Raw genomic sequence first — 16,886 nt, 5'->3', positions numbered from 1 at the left:
CAATCGTAGAGGGGCGAGCGTAGCGACGGGATGAGCGACAGGGGCGAGCGTAGCGACGGGATGAGCGACAGGGGCGAGCGTAGCGACGGGGTGAGTGACAGTGGCTAGTGTTCTGCACATGAACGACGTGCCGATCCGGGACGAGTCGATCCGATTGGGCCAGTTTTTGAAGCTGGCGTCGCTGATCGACAGTGGGGCCGACGCCAAGGCCGTCATCGGTGACGGAATGGTGCGGGTGAACGGCGAGGTCGAGACCCGCCGTGGCCGCCAGTTGCGGGTCGGCGACACCGTCGACTACGGCGGCGCCAGTGCACGGGTCATCAGCTGAGCAGAACTTACGGGCGCTTTCCCCCTGGGTCTGATCCCATCAGGGCTCTGACCGACCTGGCGAGCTGCGGACCAAGGGTCTTGGCGTAGGTCGCAGTCATATGGCTGGCGACGTCTTGATAGACGATCACGTTGCCGATGATTGCGGGGCACTTATCCGCCCCGCAGAACGAGTTGGTCATGTCGAGCGTGGTCACTCCGGGTACCTGCGCAGCGGCCGCGAGAATGGGGTCGGTCGTGGCCAGTGCCGTACTCCGCGGTGTCGCGCAGTTTCGGATGACGCCGACCCGCGTCATGCAATCGAGCGTCTCCTCGGAGACCACAGGTACGTCGCCCACCGCCAGGATCTTCGACCCCGTTGCCACGACCGGGCCCCACATCTTCACAAACCCCTCGGCGTCGCCCGCTTTCTGGCGACTGGCCGTCGTGACGATCACGTCGAACTTCTCCGACAGCAGCTTGTGCTGGATGTCCGGCATGGCTTTCTTGCAGTCGTCGTTTTCCAGCGCGTGAGCCGTCCACTGGCAACCCCAGCCGAGGAACGTCGTCATATTCCAATGGTTTTCCATCAAATACGGCGACAGGGCCGGCAACAACATGGCGGCGTGAGAATCCCCGACGATGGCGATCCGCTTGGCGCCAGCGCCGCGATAGCCGTAGGTACAGGACTCCAGTGGATCGGTGCGCTCGCCGAAGCACTTGAACGCACCCTGTCCGTCGTGTGCGAAGTAGTCGATACTCGGGGCGACCGGTCGAGCCGGGTCGTACAGCACGCATCCCTGGGTGGTGAGCGCTGCCGCCCCAGTGCAAGTGGTTGACGCATCGGCGACTCGCGGGCCTGCGGCATCGATGACCAGATCCTCGTCATGCGGCGAGTGCGCATTGGCATCGACCTCGATCACGACTGCCGACATGGCAATCGCCACGGCGGCTACCGCACCGGCGGTTGCCCATATCTTCTGGGAGATCTGGATGCGGCCGAACAGCCGCGTGCCGTGGTCCAGCCAGGCCGAATGCCGGATGGGGTTCTCGTAGAAGCGATAGGTCACGTGCGTCAACACCAGGGACGAAACGATCACCGTTACGTAGTACGGCCAAGCCGGCGGCAAGAGCACCGAGAGCAGCATGATCACCGGCCAGTGCCACAGGTACAGGGTGTAGCTGACGTCACCGAAATACCGGGCGACCCGGTTGGTCAGATGCGGCACCGCCCGCACCTGACCACCGACGAATGCCGCGATGACCAGGGCCGTCGACAACACCGGTAATGCAGCCCACGGTCCCGGGAACGGGCTGGACGGGGTGATGACGAACAGCGACGCGATCGCACCCGCCAGCCCGAGGTACGACAGGAGCGGCCGGAGCGCATCGGGCAGGCCCGCCAGCAGCGGTGCACAAATGGCGAGCAGCGCACCGACACCGAGTTCCCAGACCCGAGTGAAGGTCGAGAAGTAGGCGCCCGTCGGATTGACATGGGTCTGGATACAGGCCAGCGCGAACGACAAGACACACACCGTCGTCATGGCACCGGTCAACCAGCGCTGTCGGGCGGGGCTGTACGTCTCCGAGTTCGACGAGTAACGCCGGGTCAAGGCGAACAGCCCCAGCAGTACCAGCGGCCACACGAAATAGAACTGCTCTTCGATCGACAACGACCAGTAGTGCAGCAGTGGCGATTTGGGCTGGCCTTCGGCGAAGTAGTCGGCACCGATGCGCCCGAATCGCCAGTTCGAACCGAAGACCGTCGCCCACAGCCCGTCGATGAGCGCGGACTTGGCCCGGGGTGCGGTGAGGAGCAGATAGCTGCCGATGAGGGTGACCACAGTGACCAGGACCGCTGACGGGATGATGCGTCGCACCCGGCGGCGATAGAAATCGGCGAACGAGATCCTGCCGGTGGCGGCGCACTGCTTGAGTAGCAGCGCGGTGATGAAGAACCCGGACAGCACAAAGAACACGTCGACGCCCACGAAACCGCCGCGAGGCCAGCCGAACAGGTGGTTGGCGAACACCGTGAGCACCGCGAACGCCCGCATACCCTGCAGGTCAGGCCGGGTGTTCAGCGGCGCATATCCCCGTTGACCTGCGCCGTTGGCCGCACACAGCTCAACAGACAAGGCCCACTCCTACCGCGTCACACCATCGGAAAAGTCGGCCTATTCTCACACACGTTTACGGCCGTGACTATTTAGCGGTTGCGGGCTCAGGCCTTCGCGATCGAGGCCCGAGCACCGTCGCCGACATCGGCACCGTCAGCCAGTGCACCGGGCTCGACGATGGCGAAGCTGGTCGCCAGGATCTCCCCGGCGATCAACCCGGTATGGGTGCGGGCCCAGTCCTGCTTGTCCGCGGGCACCGCCAAGACGACGGTGATCCGATCGGAAACCTCCAGACCGCTGGACTTACGCAGGTCCTGCAGTTCGCGGATCCGGTCCTTGGCCCAGCCCTCGGCCTCCAGCTCCTCGGTGACGGCGCCGTCGAGCACCACCAGCCCGGCGCCATCCGGCAGCGCTGCGGTCCACTCCGCGTCGGCGGCAACAAGTTTCGAGCTGTACTCCCCCGGCAGCAGCACGGCGGGCCCGGCGGCCAGCGTGCCGTCTGGATTCAGCACGCCCTCACCGGATTTGACGGCCTTGATCGCAGCTTGCACGTCTTTGCCGATCCGCGGCCCGGCCACCTTGGCGTTGACCGCCAATTCGAATCGGCCGTAGGCGGCGATATCGTCCGACAACTCGACGGCCTTGACGTTCAGCTCGTCGGCGATCAGGTCGGCGAACGGCCGCAACGCCTCCGGGTTTTCCACTGCGACAGTCAGTTTGGGCAGTGGCAGCCGCACCCGCAGTTTCTTGGCCTTGCGCAGCGACGAACCCGACGAGCACACCTCGCGCACCTGATCCATCGCCGCGACCAACTCGGGATCGGCCGGCACCACACTGTCCTGCGGCCAGTCGGTCAGGTGTACCGAACGCTCGTCGGTCAGTCCCCGCCAGATCACCTCTGTGGTCAGCGGCAGCAGCGGCGCAGCCAGTCGGCAGGTCACTTCGAGCACGGTATGCAGGGTGTCGATGGCGTCGGCGTCCTCGTCCCAGAATCGCGAACGCGACCGTCGCACATACCAATTCGTCAACGCCTCGGCGAACTGCCGCAGCTGCTCGCAGGCGCCGGAGATGTCGCACTCATCCAGAGCCGCGGTCAAGGATTCCCGCAGCTCGGCCAGCTTGGCCAGGATGTAGCGATCCAAGACATTTTCAGAGTCGGTGCGCCACTTGCCTTTCTGTGGCGCGTAGAGCGCCAGGAAGCTGTAGGCGTTCCACACCGGCAGCAGTACCTGCCGCACCCCGTCCCGGATGCCCTGCTCGGTGACGATCAGGTTGCCGCCACGCAGGATCGGCGAGGCCATCAGGAACCAACGCATGGCATCGGAACCGTCACGATCGAACACCTCGGACACATCCGGGTAGTTGCGCAGCGACTTGCTCATCTTCTGGCCGTCGTTACCCAACACGATGCCGTGTGCCACACAGGCTTTGAATGCCGGACGGTCGAACAGTGCGGTGGCCAGCACGTGCATGGTGTAAAACCAGCCGCGGGTCTGGCCGATGTATTCGACGATGAAATCGCCTGGGAAATGAGCGCTCTCAGTTGCCGACCCGTCGAACCAGTCCGCATTCTCGAACGGGTAGTGCACCTGCGCGTACGGCATCGAGCCGGAATCGAACCAGACGTCGAATACGTCCTCGATCCGGCGCATGGTCGAGCGGCCGGTCGGGTCATCGGGATTGGGGCGGGTCAACTCATCGATGTAGGGGCGGTGCAGATTGTCGGGGCGGACGCCGAAGTCGCGCTCCAATTCGTCCAGGCTGCCGTAGACGTCGATGCGCGGATAGGCCGGATCGTCGGACTTCCACACCGGAATCGGGCTGCCCCAGTATCGGTTTCGCGAGATCGACCAGTCCCGCGCCCCCGCCAGCCACTTGCCGAACTGGCCGTCCTTCACATGCTCGGGATACCAGGTGATCTGCTGGTTGAGCTCGACCATCCGGTCGCGGAACTCGGTGACCTTGACGAACCAGGATGACACCGCCCGGTAGATCAGCGGCTGCCGGCACCGCCAGCAATGTGGGTACGAGTGCTCGTAGGTTTCGTGGCGCAGCAGCACGGGTGCGTTCACCGCCGCCGGACCGGTGCCGTTCTTCAGGTCTCGGATGATCTGCGGATTGGCCTCGAAGACCTGCTGTCCCAGATAGTCCGGCACAGTCGTATCGAACCGGCCCCTGGAGTCCACCGGGGTGACCGCGACGATGCCGGCGGCATCGCAGGTGGCCTTGTCGTCCTCGCCGTAGGCCGGTGCCATATGGACGATGCCGGTGCCGTCCTCGGTGGTGACGAAATCGCCTTGCAGCACCTGAAATGCGCCCCGTGCCTGGTCGGTATCGACGAAGTACGGGAACGGCGGCAGGTAATGCGTGCCCAGCAGTTCAGCGCCCAGATAGCTGCCGACGACGACAGGCTCTTCCCCGAACTCGCGGGTGTACGCCGCCAGCCGCGCTTCGGCCAGCACGTATGGGCGCTCATCGGGCCCCACAACCTGCAGGTATGTCACCTCGGGGTGGACCGCGACGGCCTGGTTGGACGGGAGCGTCCACGGCGTGGTGGTCCACACCAGCAGGTATGAGCCGGCGACCGGGCCGTCGACCGCGCGGAAACCGACGGTCAGCGCCGGATCCTGGCGGCTCTGGTAGACGTCGTCGTCCATCCGCAGCTCGTGGTTGGACAGGGGGGTCTCGTCATTCCAGCAGTACGGCAGCACGCGATTGCCCTCGTACGCGAGGCCCTTGTCCCAGAGCTGCTTGAACGCCCAGATCACCGACTCCATGAACGGCAGATCGAGCGTCTTGTAGTCGTTGTCGAAGTCGACCCAGCGGGCCTGGCGGGTGACGTAGGACCGCCACTCGTTCGCGTACTTCATAACCGAAGCGCGGCAGGCGTCGTTGAACGCCCCGATGCCCATGGCCTCGATCTGGGCTTTGTCAGTGATGTCGAGCTGACGCTGGACCTCGAGCTCGGCGGGTAGGCCGTGCGTGTCCCAACCGAAGCGGCGTTCCACCTTGTAGCCGCGCATGGTTCGGTACCGCGGGACGATGTCCTTGACGTAACCGGTCAGCAGGTGCCCGTAGTGCGGCAGACCGTTGGCAAAGGGCGGTCCGTCATAGAAGACGTATTCCTCGGCGCCGTCCCGTTGCGCGATGCTGGCACGGAAGGTGTCGTCGGCAGCCCAGTAGTCCAACACCTCGAGTTCGAGGTCGGGGAAATTCGGGGCGCCGCTGGCCGGCTTCGGGTAGGCGGTCACGTCAGTCTTCTCCTGTGCCACGGTTGCTCAATCCAGGCACGGGGACGACGTTCTCGCGACTAGGCGCGAGTGCCGCGGTACCACCCCGCTTGCGCACCAGGGTGCGCCGCTCACTTACCGGCGATGACGGGCCTACCCGTTCGGCTCTACTGGGCCGGTAGCGACCGACTGTTCTTCCGAAGGCTCCCCGGTGATGGCCGGATCAATGCCGATGCGCCGAGTCTAGCCCGCGACGACCACGGGGTTCGGCATGGCCTCGGAGGCCAACTCGATGAGCGCGAGCGGGAACTGATCGGACAGCTCTTCGATGGTGTAGGGCTCGAAGCGCCGGTTGTCGTACCACCAGTCGAGCTGCAGTACGCCGTCCTGACGGTAGGCGTGCAGCTCGAGGGCGTGACCCATCTCGGGGTGCGCGTTGCGGACCGCCACGGCGACACAGCTCAGCAGCACATCCGAGGACTCCCAGTTGGGGGCGCCGCGGCGAGCCTCGCTGTAGGTCACGTTCACTGCGCGCAGCATCTCGGTCGCGTCGACCTCGGTGGCTGACACGCAGTCCAGGGCAAGCTGGCGCAGACCGGCCGGCCGGTGCGAAGTGGAGAGGTCGACCAGGGTCATGCCGGCGCCGATGGTGCGCTCGATGGCGCGGCCCAGTGCAGCGAGCAGGTAGACCTCGACGTCCAGGCTCATCGCCTGGCGTGCGCCGTCGAGTTCCTCAGTCAGGACCGACGACAAGGGAGCGGAGAGCCGAGACATATCGCCGACTGCCGGCGCGCCATCGGCGTCGTAGTCCGCGATCGTCATCGCGAGGGGGGTGGTCTTCGACTCGGAGTCCAGTCCGAAGTCGACGTAAGCGAGAGCCATGACACATAGGCTAACTTATGTGTCCCAAAATTGGGACACCACTCCCAAAAGTCTGACACTGGTGTCAATTAAGGCAGAAATGTCACAGGCCCGGTTGCTAGCAATCAATAGCGGGAAACGTTTACTGTGGGTGGGTGCCCCGGACCGATGAGAACGGCAGACAGCTCAAGGCTCTGCTGGATTACCTATTCGACGGCGACGTCGAGGCGAGAGCGATCCAAGATGCGCTCGGCATTTCCAGCAGCACCTACTACCGGCGGATCAAAGAGGACAGCTACCCCAACGCCGAGGAATTGCGGTTGGTGGCCGACCGTTTCCAGCTGAGCTATCCCGACATGCAGATTCGCTTCGGACTGATGACCCATGAGGAAGTCGTCAGCTATCTGGGGTCGACATCGCTTTCGGTGATGACAACCACGCAGGTGCGCTCCGAGCAGCGCGTGAAAACGACAAAGCTGGCCAATCTCACGCGTCGTGCCGACGCGCCGCCGCTGTAGCAGTAGAATTCGCCTACCGGTTTTGGCCACAAACAGCACCGTCAAAGGCATTGCAGCATGGCACTGACATTCCTCCTCCTCATCACTCTCGCCTGCATGGCGTGGAGTCTGTGGATTCGTCGCGTCACATGGACGTGCCGGTGGGAAGTCGCAGCCACCCTGAACATCGCATTGCAGGCCGGCGCTGTGGCGCTGATGTCCCCCGTCGCCGCCGAAACTCTCGGTCGGGCGTTGCACTCGCTCACCGGGGTATGGAACCTGCAGGCCTACGTCGGCCACGACTGCTACATCGTCGCCGCTTCCGCGATCGTCTACAACGCCATGGGCCGGCTGCAAGAAGACGCGGCCATGCAGAAGATGTTCACCCAGTACGTCGAACGCCCCGCCACCCTCTGTATTCCGGTGCTGTTGGCCCTGTTCACCATGAGCAACGCCTCGCGTGAGTTCTCCCGCGACCTGTTCACCATGCCCACCGACGGCTGGCTGACGGCCTATTGGATCGTGCTCTGCAGCACGATCATCTACCTGCTGGTCTTCGGTGGCCGGGCCCTGCTGGTGCTGCGTGCCGATCCGCAATCGCGGAAGATCGCGAACATCTACCTGGCTGCCACCGCGAGCGGTATCGCCGCCTGTACCGTCCGGGTGACGACGGCTCTGGTGCCGACTCTGCAGCCCTGGGAAAACGGTCACGTCGTCTGGTTGTTCGCCTGCATGTGCGGCGCAGTGTTCGCCCTGGCTTCCGCGCATTCGTGGCTCGTCAAACGAAAGTGGTTCAGCAAAGCTGACCGCTGACCGGTGCCGGCGGTGTTGCCTGCACTCTGGAGCTGAACGGCCCATCTGAACGGGACACCGTCTGATGGCCTAGGCTGCGATTCGCCCCGGGTGAAAATTCATAGGAGGAAGTGTCCGTGATCGAGTCGTCAATACCGGCTGTTCTGCGCGAGCGGGCCAGCCTGCAGCCCAACGACATCGCGTTCACGTTCATGGACTACGACCACGACGCTGACGGTGTGGCCATCAGCCTGACCTGGTCCCAGCTCTACCAGCAGTCGGTGTCTCTGGCCTACGAACTGCGTCAGCACGGTGAGGTGGGCGATCGCGTGGTGATCGTCGCCCCGCAGAGCCTTGAGTACGTCCTGGGATTTCTCGGCGCCCTCGAAGCCGGCATGATCGCGGTGCCGCTGACCCAGCCCATGATGGGCCACCACGACGAGCGCGTCATCTCGGTCATGAAGGACAGCCAGCCTGCCGTCGCGCTGACCACCAAGGCCAACATCGACGCCGTCACGCCTTACGCGACCCCGAACGACGACGGCCGGGCGCCGACCGTGCTGGCGGTCGATGACCTGGACCTGACCATCCGGCGTAAGGCAGCCTCGCGCCGCGAGGTCCGCCCGGACACCGCCTACCTGCAGTACACCTCGGGCTCCACCCGCACCGCCGCCGGCGTCATGGTCTCGCACCGCAATGTGTCTGCCAACTACGAGCAGATGATCGCGGTCTTCTTCTCCGAATGGGGCAAGGTGGCGCCCCCCGGGAGCACGGTGGTTTCCTGGTTGCCGCTCTACCACGACATGGGTCTGCTGCTGGGTGTGTGCACCCCGATTCTGGGTGGCTGGCACACCGTGATGACCAGCCCGATCTCCTTCCTGGTCAAGCCCGCCCGCTGGGTGCAGTTGATGGGCAGCCACAAGAATGTGATCACCGCCGCACCGAACTTCGCCTTCGACCTGGCCGCCGCGCGGACCACCGACGAGGACATGGCGGGCCTGGACCTGAGCTCGGTTCTGACCGTTTTCAGTGGCGCCGAGCGCGTTCAGCCGACGACGGTCAAGCGCTACATCCAGCGCTTCACCAAGTTCGGTCTGCCCGGTAAGTCCATCCGGCCCAGCTACGGCCTGGCCGAGGCCACCCTGTACGTCGCGTCCCGCGAATCCGGTGAGCCGCCGACCGTGGTTGATTTCGACACCGAGAAACTCGCCGACGGCATCGTCGAGCGGGTCGAATCCGGCAGCCCGTTGGTCAGCTATGGCGCACCCGACTCACCTTTGGTGCGCATCGTCGACCCGGAGACCCGTCTGGTGGTGGCCGACGGCATCGTCGGTGAGATCTGGACCCACGGCGAGAACGTGTGCGCCGGCTACTGGAACAAGCCCGAGGAAACCGCGAAGACCTTCGGTGGCGTCCTCGAAAATGCTTCGGAGGGAACACCTTCGGACGGCTGGCTGCGCACCGGTGACCTCGGCTTCATCTCCGAGGGCGCACTGTTCATCATCGGCCGGATCAAGGACCTGCTGATCATCCGCGGTCGCAACCTCTACCCCGACGACATCGAGGCGACCGTGAGCGCGGTCTCCGGCGGCCGCACCGCAGCCGTCGGCTTCGAGGAGGACGGCGTCGAGCAGTTTGCCGTCGTGATCGAGATCAAGAAGCGCGGTGACACCGAAGACGAGATTCGGGAGAACCTGGCGCAGGTCAAGCATGACGTCACGTCGGCGATCTCCCAGGCGCACGGCGTCAACGCCGCCGACCTGGTGCTGGTCGGCCGCGGCTCGATCCCGATCACCACCAGTGGCAAGATCCGCCGGCAGGCCTGCACCGAGCTGTACCGGAAGGGCGAGCTGGCCCGGCTGGACGCCTGAGCAGACGGTCCACGGGGGATCCACGCACATGATTTCATTCGTCATTCCGACGCTGAACGAAGAGAAGACGATCGAGGCCACGCTGCAAAGCCTCGACAGCTTCTCCGGTCCGCATGAGGTCATCATTTCCGACGGTGGCAGCACCGACCGCACGGTCGAGATCTGCCGTAGGTACACCGACAAGATCGTCATCTACGACAAGCCCGAGCGGCAGACGATCGCCATGGCCCGGAACATGGGTGCGGACGTGGCAACCGGTGACTACGTCGTTTTCGTCGATGCCGACGTCGTCATCCCGGATATCGACGACTTCTTCGGCGTCGCCGGCGAAGCCTTCGGTGCCGAACCCCGGTTGGTGGCCCTGACGGTGAAGTATCGGGTCTTCCCCGACCAGCGGACCTGGGCGGACGCGTACATGTTCTTCGCCCTCGGTGTGCAGTTCCGGGTGCAGAACAACCTGCTGCGCACCGGCGCTTCCGGTGGCGAGTTTCAGATGATCGATGCCGAGGCGTTCCGCAAGGTGAACGGATTCGACGAGAAGCTGACCGCGGCCGAGGACATGGACCTGTTCAAGCGGCTGTCGAAGATCGGGCGGACCCGGTTCGAAAACAAACTCACGGTATTCCACACCGGCCGCCGCGCACACGCCATCGGCTGGCGCAAGCTCAGCTGGCAATGGTTCAGCAACTCCATGTCGGTGAGCCTCTTCAAGAAATCCGCCAGTAAGGAATGGACGGAGATCCGCTGATATCGCGGCTCGGACAAGACTGCGCCTTTCGAACTGGCGTAGCCACAATGTGTCCGGTCCACTCCTGCGGGCCCACCAATGGTGTTTCTGGTCACCGGCGGGTGGATAGTCGAATCACTCTGCGCGGTAGGTCAATTCAGCGTCCGGCCGATGCGCTCACCGGCAGTGCCCGACGACCAGTGTCGGAAAATCAATGGAGGCAACAGCAAATTGCGGACCGTCGGATCTGCGTTGCGGGTTTCTGGTCGATGAAAAGCGAGTCTGCCCACTGGCGCTCTGGGCGCCAGTGCCGGTCCAATGGAACCGGCACACAGTCAAAGACTCCGATGACCGCTGTATCGTATGGCGCGTGATCGAGCTTAACAACGTCGCCAAGACATTCGGCGGAGGCGTTCCCGCTTTACGCGACGTGAGCTTCTCCGTTCCGACTGGCACGGTATGCGCGTTGTTGGGACACAACGGTGCCGGCAAGACCACGACCGTGAACATCCTGTCGACTTTGCTGAAGCCGACGTCGGGCACCGCAATCGTGGCCGGCTACGACGTCGTACGCGAACCGGGCCAGGTACGCCGCAGCATCGGCGTGACAGGACAGGACGCTGCCCTCGATCTGCGGTTGACCGGCCGGGAGAACCTGGTGCTGTTCGGCCGGCTGCGCGGGCTGGGCCGCACCGACGCGCGGAGCCGGGCCGACGAACTCATCGAGCAGTTCGACATGAGCCATGCAGCCGATCGCCAGGTCAGCGGATATTCCGGTGGTATGCGCCGACGCATCGACATCGCCGTATCGCTGGTGGTGCAGCCCAAGGTGCTGTTCCTGGACGAGCCGACCACCGGCCTCGACCCGCGCAGCCGCCGCGATGTCTGGAACCTGGTGTCCTCGCTGAAGGCACAGGACATCACCGTCCTGCTGACGACGCAGTACCTGGAAGAGGCCGACATCCTCAGCGACTCGATCGTCATCCTCAACGGCGGGCAGATCGTCGCGAGCGGAACCGCCGACGAGCTCAAGCGCCAGACCGGGAGCAGCTACTGCCAGATGACGGCGGTGAACTCCAAAGATCTGCCACAGATCGCCGCCGCGCTGGCCGATTTCGACGAGGTCGAGGTCGACACCGAGGCGACCACTGTCTCGATACCGGCAGCTCAAGGTATCGCTACCTTGTCCGAGGTGTTCCGGCGGATGGACGAGCTCGGTGTCGAGCTGCTCGACATTTCGTTGCGCCGCCCATCGCTCGATGAGGTTTTCCTGCATCTGACCACCCCGGCCTCCACGAAGTGAACGCGCCGGCAATACTCACCGCCCGCACACTCAACCGAAACCGGGTGGACCTGATCTTCGCAGCGGTGGCCCCGCTGCTGGGTCTGGCCGGCCTGACCTTCCTGTTGCGCGATGTGATCAACACCGGCGGCATGAGCTACGCACAGTATGTTCTGCCGGCAGTCGTGGTCCAGGCGATGTTGTTCGGTGCGCTGACCACCACCGACCGCGCCGCCCACGAGAAGGCCAGCGGTATGGGCACCCGGCTGCGGACGCTGCCGATATCGCAGTACGCCCCGCTCATCGCCAGGATGAACTACTGCGTCGTCCGCGGTGTGCTCGCGACCGTCGCGTCGATCCTCGCGGCGTGGGCGTTCGGGTTCCGATTCACCGCGGGGATCGGCTATACCGCAGCGTTTTTCGCCATGGCCCTGACCCTGACTCTGGCGTTGTCGCTCGGCGCCGACGCCACCGGGGCCAAGGCCGCCCGCACCGAGGTCGCCAGTCAGTTGTTGATGGTGCCGCAGCTGCTGCTGGTACTGCTGTCCACCGGGGTGGCTCCGCTGGAGTCCTTCCCGGCGTGGGTGCAGCCATTCGTGCGGTACCAACCCATCTCTGAGATCACCGAGACGCTGCGCAGCTTCACCAGCGGCCACGTGAATTCGGCCAACTTGTTCGCCAGCCTGGCCTGGTGTGCGGGGTTGCTCCTCACATTCGGTTGGATCGCGCTGCGACTGCAAAGGCGGACCCGGTGAGTGACGCGACGAGTTCCCTGACACCGCAACATAATTCGATGTTGACGGAGAGCTGGATATTCGCCAGCCGACTGTTCATCCAGTGGCGCCGCTACCCCACGGTGGCATTGCAGTCACTGTTGTTCCCCACTCTTCTGCTGATCACCTACAGCCTGCTCGTCGGCAAATCGATGGTCCGGATGACCGGCAACAGCAGCCTGGACGTGCTCATCCCGGTATGTGCGGTCACGGGCGCGATGTCCGGTGCCCTGGGCGCTGGCATGATGATGCCGCACGATCGCGAGTCCGGCCTGCTCAGCCGGTTGTGGATGATGCCGGTGCATCGAGCCAGTGCGTTGACCGGGACGCTGCTGGCCGAGGCGGTGCGCACCCTGGCCGGAACGATCCTGATTCTGGCCACGGGCTACGCACTCGGCTACAGATTCGAGGGGAACATCGTCGGGCTGGTCGGCTACTTGTGCATTCCGAGCCTCGTCGTCGTCGTCTTCACCACGATCGTGGTCACCTTGGCGTTGCATGCCGAGGCCCGGACCATCTTGGCCTGGGTGGGTACCGGATGTATGGGTCTGGCGTTCGCAGCGATCATCCCGCTCAACAAGATCCCCGCGGCGATGCGCCCGGTCGCCGAGTATCAGCCGATCGCGCCGGCCATCCAGGCCATGCGCGGGTTGTCCCACGGCGCAGCGGGAATTTGGCTGCCGCTGGCGCTGACCGCGGTGTGGATGGTCGTGCTGGGTGCGGTGTTCAGCCCGCTGGCGGTGCGCAACTACCGCCAAGCCGCCGAAACCGGCAAAGTCGGCGACTGATTCAGCGGAGTTCGCGGGCGGGACGGTCTTGACCGTGGTGGTGGCCGCGATGTCGAACGCGCCGCCACCGATCGCAGTCGAAAGACCTCGATCGTCATGAACGAGGTCATAACCGCCCACGCCAGTTGCGCGCCTATCACCGATCGGTAGACCCGCAGATGCGACCGCGACAGGTCCAGGTATCGCCCGCGGATATCGGCGGTCAGGGATGGCGCTCGATCACCCCTGCGGACTGTCGCGGCGCTGCATCAGGCTGGCGAAGTTGTAGGTTTCGGTCATCTGGCAGGCGTCACAGCCGACACCATCGCATTCTGGGCAGACCGCTTCCTCGCCCGCGGCGTGGTAAGCAGCGCGGGCCGCGGATCGCTCGTCGGCTTCGGCCAGTGCCGCGGCAACGGCGGCTTCCTGACGTTTGCGTCGCGGCGACTTCGAGGGCCACCAGTTGGCGTCGCCGAGCAGTGCGGCGATGGCGGGAACCGTGATGGTACGAACCAGGAACGTATCCAGCAGCAGACCGACGCCGATGATGAAACCGATCTGCACACCGGTTCGGATGCTGCTGACCGTCATCGAGAGCATCGATGCGGCGAAGATCAAACCGGCCGAGGTGATGACGCCGCCCGTCGCACCGACCGTCTTCACGATCGCCGAGCGCACGCCGTATTTGGCCTCGTCACGTATTCGGGAGATCAACAACAAGTTGTAGTCGGCGCCGACCGCGACCAGCACCAGGAAACACATACCTGGCGTACTCCAGGAGATGCCCTGCCCGAGGATGAATTGGAAGAACACCACGCCGATACCCAGCGCCGAACCGTAGGACAACACCACCGACATCACCAGATACAGCGGAGCGACGATGGCGCGGAGCAGCTGAACCAGGATCAGGAACACCACGATCAGCGTCACGATGACGATGTACTGGATGTCGCTGTTGTAGTAGTTGCGGATGTCGCGGTTGACCGTGGAAAAGCCCACCATCGAAACCTTGGCATCGGACAACGTGGTGTTGGGCAGCGCGGTCTCGGCCGCCTTGACGATGGCGTTGGTCTGGTCCATGGCGGGCACGCCGAACGGATCCAGCGCCGTCTGCACCAGGTAACGGACGGTGTGCCCATCCGGCGAGACGAAAAGCGTTGCGGCCTTTTCGAATTCGTTTCGGGTCAGGATTTCCGGGGGCACGTAGAAGCCGGCCATCTGCGGCGTGTTCGCATTGTGCTTCATACCGAGCAGGAACTGCGAAGCCTGGTTGAGGCCGCCGCCCATCCCCCGGGTCTGATCGACCAGCAGCTTGACGCCGTCGGCCAACGCTTTACTGGAATCGGCCAACAGGCCGGCGCCCTGGGTGAGCTGGTTCAGCTTGGCGGTCAAGCCCGCCGGGTCATAGATGCCGAGCTGTTGTAGGCCGGAGACCGCGGAGTCGAGCGATGAGCCGGCCTGCCGGATGTGGTCGTCCACGCCGGGATCGCTGCGGTAGCCCTGCAGGATGTGGCCCAGGTGGATGATCTTGTTGACCGAGTCGGGATCGTTGCCGTCGACGATGCCCTGCAGGCCGTCGCGGACCTGGACGCACGCGGGCTGCACGGGACACAGCGGGGTCTGGTTGAGCAGAGTCAGCGCCTGGCCGGACCAGTGATAGATGTCGCCGACGCTGACCAACTGACTGCCGACCGCGTCGCCCAAGGTGCCCATCGTCGCCATCAGCTTCGCCGTCTTGCTCAACTGGTCGAGGCTGTTGGCGCCGCCGGTCTGGCCCTCCAAGGCGGCAATTTGGCCCAACATGGATTTGATCGGACCAACGGAGCTGTTTACCTGGTCCCGGATCTGATTGAGGGCGGCCGCCAACTGGTATGCGCCGTCGGTCAGTTTCGACAGGTTGCCGTCATTGGCCTGGATCAGATCCGAAGCCTCGTGCAGCTTGCCGCCGACCTCGCCGGCCTGGAACGTGGCCTTGGCCTGTTCCAGCACGTCACCGGTCGGCCGGGTGATGCCTCGCACGGTGTCGATGTTGGGCAGCTGACTGATCCGCTGCGCCAACTGCTCCATGTCCGCCAGCGACTTGGGCGCACGGAGGTCGTGGGGCGACTCGATCAAGATGAACTGCTGCATGGTGCTACTGACCGGGAAGTGCTTGTTCAGCGCGGCATAACCGAGGTTGCTCTCGGCCTCGGCCGGCAGATCCTTGCGGTTGTCGTAGTTGTACTCGATCAACGTGGCACTGCCGGCGAGCGCCAGCAGGATCACCAGGCTTGCCGCCAAGTGGGTGATCGGGCGGCGGACGATGTTGACACCGGAACGACGCCAGAACCGTCCGGTCGTGTCCTTGCGCGGTTTGATCCAGCCGCGCCGGCCGACCAGGACGATGATCGCCGGCAGCAGCGTGACCGACGCGAGGAAGCCGATCAAGACCGTGACCGACAGGGCCGGGCCGACGGTCGCGAACACGCCGAGTTTGGTGAACGACAACGCCAGGAATGTGATGGCCACGGTGCCGGCCGACCCGGCGATGACCTCACCGATGGACGTCAGCGACGACACCAGGGCGTCGTCGCTGTCCTCGCCGGTGCGGACGAGTTCCTGATATCGGCTGAACAAGAATATGGCGTAGTCGGTTCCGGCACCCATCATCATGCCTGTCATCAGCACGATCGTCTGTGGGCTCAGGCCCAGCCCGATCAGGCCCAGCGCCGCGACCACCTGTTGCGCCACCACCAGGGACACACCGATGGTCGCCAGTGGCAAGAGCATGGCGACGATGCTGCGGTAGACGATCATCAGGATGCTGAACACCAGGATGCCGGTCGAGGCCTCGATCAGGTGCTGATCGTGCACACCGATCTCATTGATGTCTTCCAGCGTCGCCGAAGCGCCGACCACGTTGAACTTCAGGTGGGTGCCGTCGACCACGCCGCGCGCCAACTCCAGGGCGTTGCGATACGCGGCCTGTCCGGGGCCGGTACCCATGGTGCCGCTCATGCTGACCGGCAACTGCCAGGCTTTGTTGTCCTTGCTGGTCATCACCTGACGCAGCTCGGGGATGTGGATGAAGTCCTGGGTGGACAGCACGTTCTGCTTGTCCGCGTTGAGCTTGTCGACCAGCTTGCGGTAGACGGCCTCGTCGGCCTTGGTCAGGCCCTTCTCATTGGTGAGAACGATGATTGCCACGTTGCCGGCATCGGCTTCGTGGAACGCACCTTTCATGGCCTTGCCGGCCACCAGGGTGGGCGCGTCGTTGGGCAGGAAGTCCGGTGGGTGGCGGGTGGCGACGTCGCCGAGCGGCGGGACGATCAAAAAGAGCGTGACGGCCACGCCCAGCCATGCAACGATGGTCAAGACAGGGCGTCGCACAACGAACTTGCCCAACGCAGCGAATCCCACATGTGCGAACGCACCACTGGAGAAGGCCCGTTTCAGCATCCGCACCAGGCTACACGTCGCAAACCTGGACGAAGCAAATCTGCCCGAGCAATTTCGGGCAATGTGGTGATGCCGGTCGCCCAAAGCCATGCTGTAATCGGGTGTGCCACCGATGAAGTCGTTGTTCTTTCCCCACTGTGCCCGGCCGGCGGTCGAGCGATCGCGGTCTGCGAGGCCAGCAACATCGCTGGCTGCGGTGCTGCTACGTCACCATGGCTGCGA

12 protein-coding genes are annotated in these 16,886 nt (G+C 64.3%); 8 read left to right on the top strand and 4 right to left on the bottom strand.

Features of this window, described 5'->3' with window-relative positions; all coding sequences use genetic code 11:
- Window positions 1-118: 118 nt before the first annotated feature.
- A complete protein-coding gene (locus ABIA30_RS04020) occupies window positions 119-328 on the top strand; it encodes an RNA-binding S4 domain-containing protein (RefSeq protein WP_370062280.1) in 210 nt (69 codons plus the stop codon).
- A 7-nt stretch (window positions 329-335) separates the two neighbouring features.
- Here the strand turns inward: ABIA30_RS04020 and ABIA30_RS04015 are convergent, their stop codons facing one another.
- From ABIA30_RS04015 to ABIA30_RS04005, 3 genes are all read right to left on the bottom strand, one after another.
- Window positions 336-2,444: an acyltransferase family protein gene (locus tag ABIA30_RS04015; RefSeq protein ID WP_370062278.1), complete on the bottom strand. Its 2,109-nt coding sequence runs from the start codon at window positions 2,442-2,444 to the stop codon at window positions 336-338.
- Between the two features lie 86 nt (window positions 2,445-2,530).
- Window positions 2,531-5,677, bottom strand: a complete 3,147-nt coding sequence (gene ileS / locus ABIA30_RS04010; RefSeq protein WP_370062276.1) for an isoleucine--tRNA ligase — start codon at window positions 5,675-5,677, stop codon at window positions 2,531-2,533.
- 222 nt (window positions 5,678-5,899) lie between these two features.
- On the bottom strand, window positions 5,900-6,538 hold the full coding sequence (locus ABIA30_RS04005; RefSeq protein ID WP_370062274.1) for a hypothetical protein: 639 nt from the start codon (window positions 6,536-6,538) through the stop codon (window positions 5,900-5,902).
- 134 nt (window positions 6,539-6,672) lie between these two features.
- Between ABIA30_RS04005 and ABIA30_RS04000 the strand changes: the two genes are divergently transcribed.
- The 7 genes from ABIA30_RS04000 (at window position 6,673) to ABIA30_RS03970 (ending at window position 13,247) form a co-directional block, all read left to right on the top strand.
- Window positions 6,673-7,035: an XRE family transcriptional regulator gene (locus tag ABIA30_RS04000; protein WP_370062272.1), complete on the top strand. Its 363-nt coding sequence runs from the start codon at window positions 6,673-6,675 to the stop codon at window positions 7,033-7,035.
- A 57-nt stretch (window positions 7,036-7,092) separates the two neighbouring features.
- Complete coding sequence (locus tag ABIA30_RS03995; RefSeq protein ID WP_370062270.1) at window positions 7,093-7,827, top strand: hypothetical protein; 735 nt, start codon at window positions 7,093-7,095, stop codon at window positions 7,825-7,827.
- Between the two features lie 110 nt (window positions 7,828-7,937).
- Window positions 7,938-9,677, top strand: a complete 1,740-nt coding sequence (locus ABIA30_RS03990; protein ID WP_370062268.1) for an AMP-binding protein — start codon at window positions 7,938-7,940, stop codon at window positions 9,675-9,677.
- Window positions 9,678-9,705: 28 nt separating this feature from the next.
- A complete protein-coding gene (locus tag ABIA30_RS03985; protein ID WP_370062266.1) occupies window positions 9,706-10,425 on the top strand; it encodes a glycosyltransferase in 720 nt (239 codons plus the stop codon).
- 349 nt (window positions 10,426-10,774) lie between these two features.
- Window positions 10,775-11,707 carry an ATP-binding cassette domain-containing protein gene (locus ABIA30_RS03980; protein WP_370062264.1) on the top strand — a complete coding sequence of 311 codons (933 nt, stop codon included), beginning with the start codon at window positions 10,775-10,777 and terminating at the stop codon, window positions 11,705-11,707.
- The gene (locus ABIA30_RS03975) at window positions 11,704-12,441 is read left to right on the top strand and encodes an ABC transporter permease (protein WP_370062262.1); all 738 of its coding nucleotides are present in this window, start codon (window positions 11,704-11,706) and stop codon (window positions 12,439-12,441) included. The genes ABIA30_RS03980 and ABIA30_RS03975 overlap by 4 nt, the downstream gene beginning before the upstream one ends.
- A 38-nt stretch (window positions 12,442-12,479) precedes the next feature.
- The gene (locus tag ABIA30_RS03970) at window positions 12,480-13,247 is read left to right on the top strand and encodes an ABC transporter permease (RefSeq protein ID WP_370062260.1); all 768 of its coding nucleotides are present in this window, start codon (window positions 12,480-12,482) and stop codon (window positions 13,245-13,247) included.
- Window positions 13,248-13,466: 219 nt separating this feature from the next.
- Here ABIA30_RS03970 and ABIA30_RS03965 read toward each other — a convergent pair whose 3' ends face one another.
- Window positions 13,467-16,664 (bottom strand): RND family transporter, encoded by a 3,198-nt coding sequence (locus ABIA30_RS03965; RefSeq protein WP_370062258.1) that lies wholly within the window; start codon window positions 16,662-16,664, stop codon window positions 13,467-13,469.
- Between the last annotated feature and the right edge of the window lie 222 nt (window positions 16,665-16,886).

It is taken from the genome of Mycobacterium sp. MAA66 (assembly GCF_041261665.1).
Taxonomy (GTDB): domain Bacteria; phylum Actinomycetota; class Actinomycetes; order Mycobacteriales; family Mycobacteriaceae; genus Mycobacterium.
The sequence above is the reverse complement of the archived record's forward strand: the minus strand, read 5'-3'. Positions and strand labels throughout refer to the sequence as shown.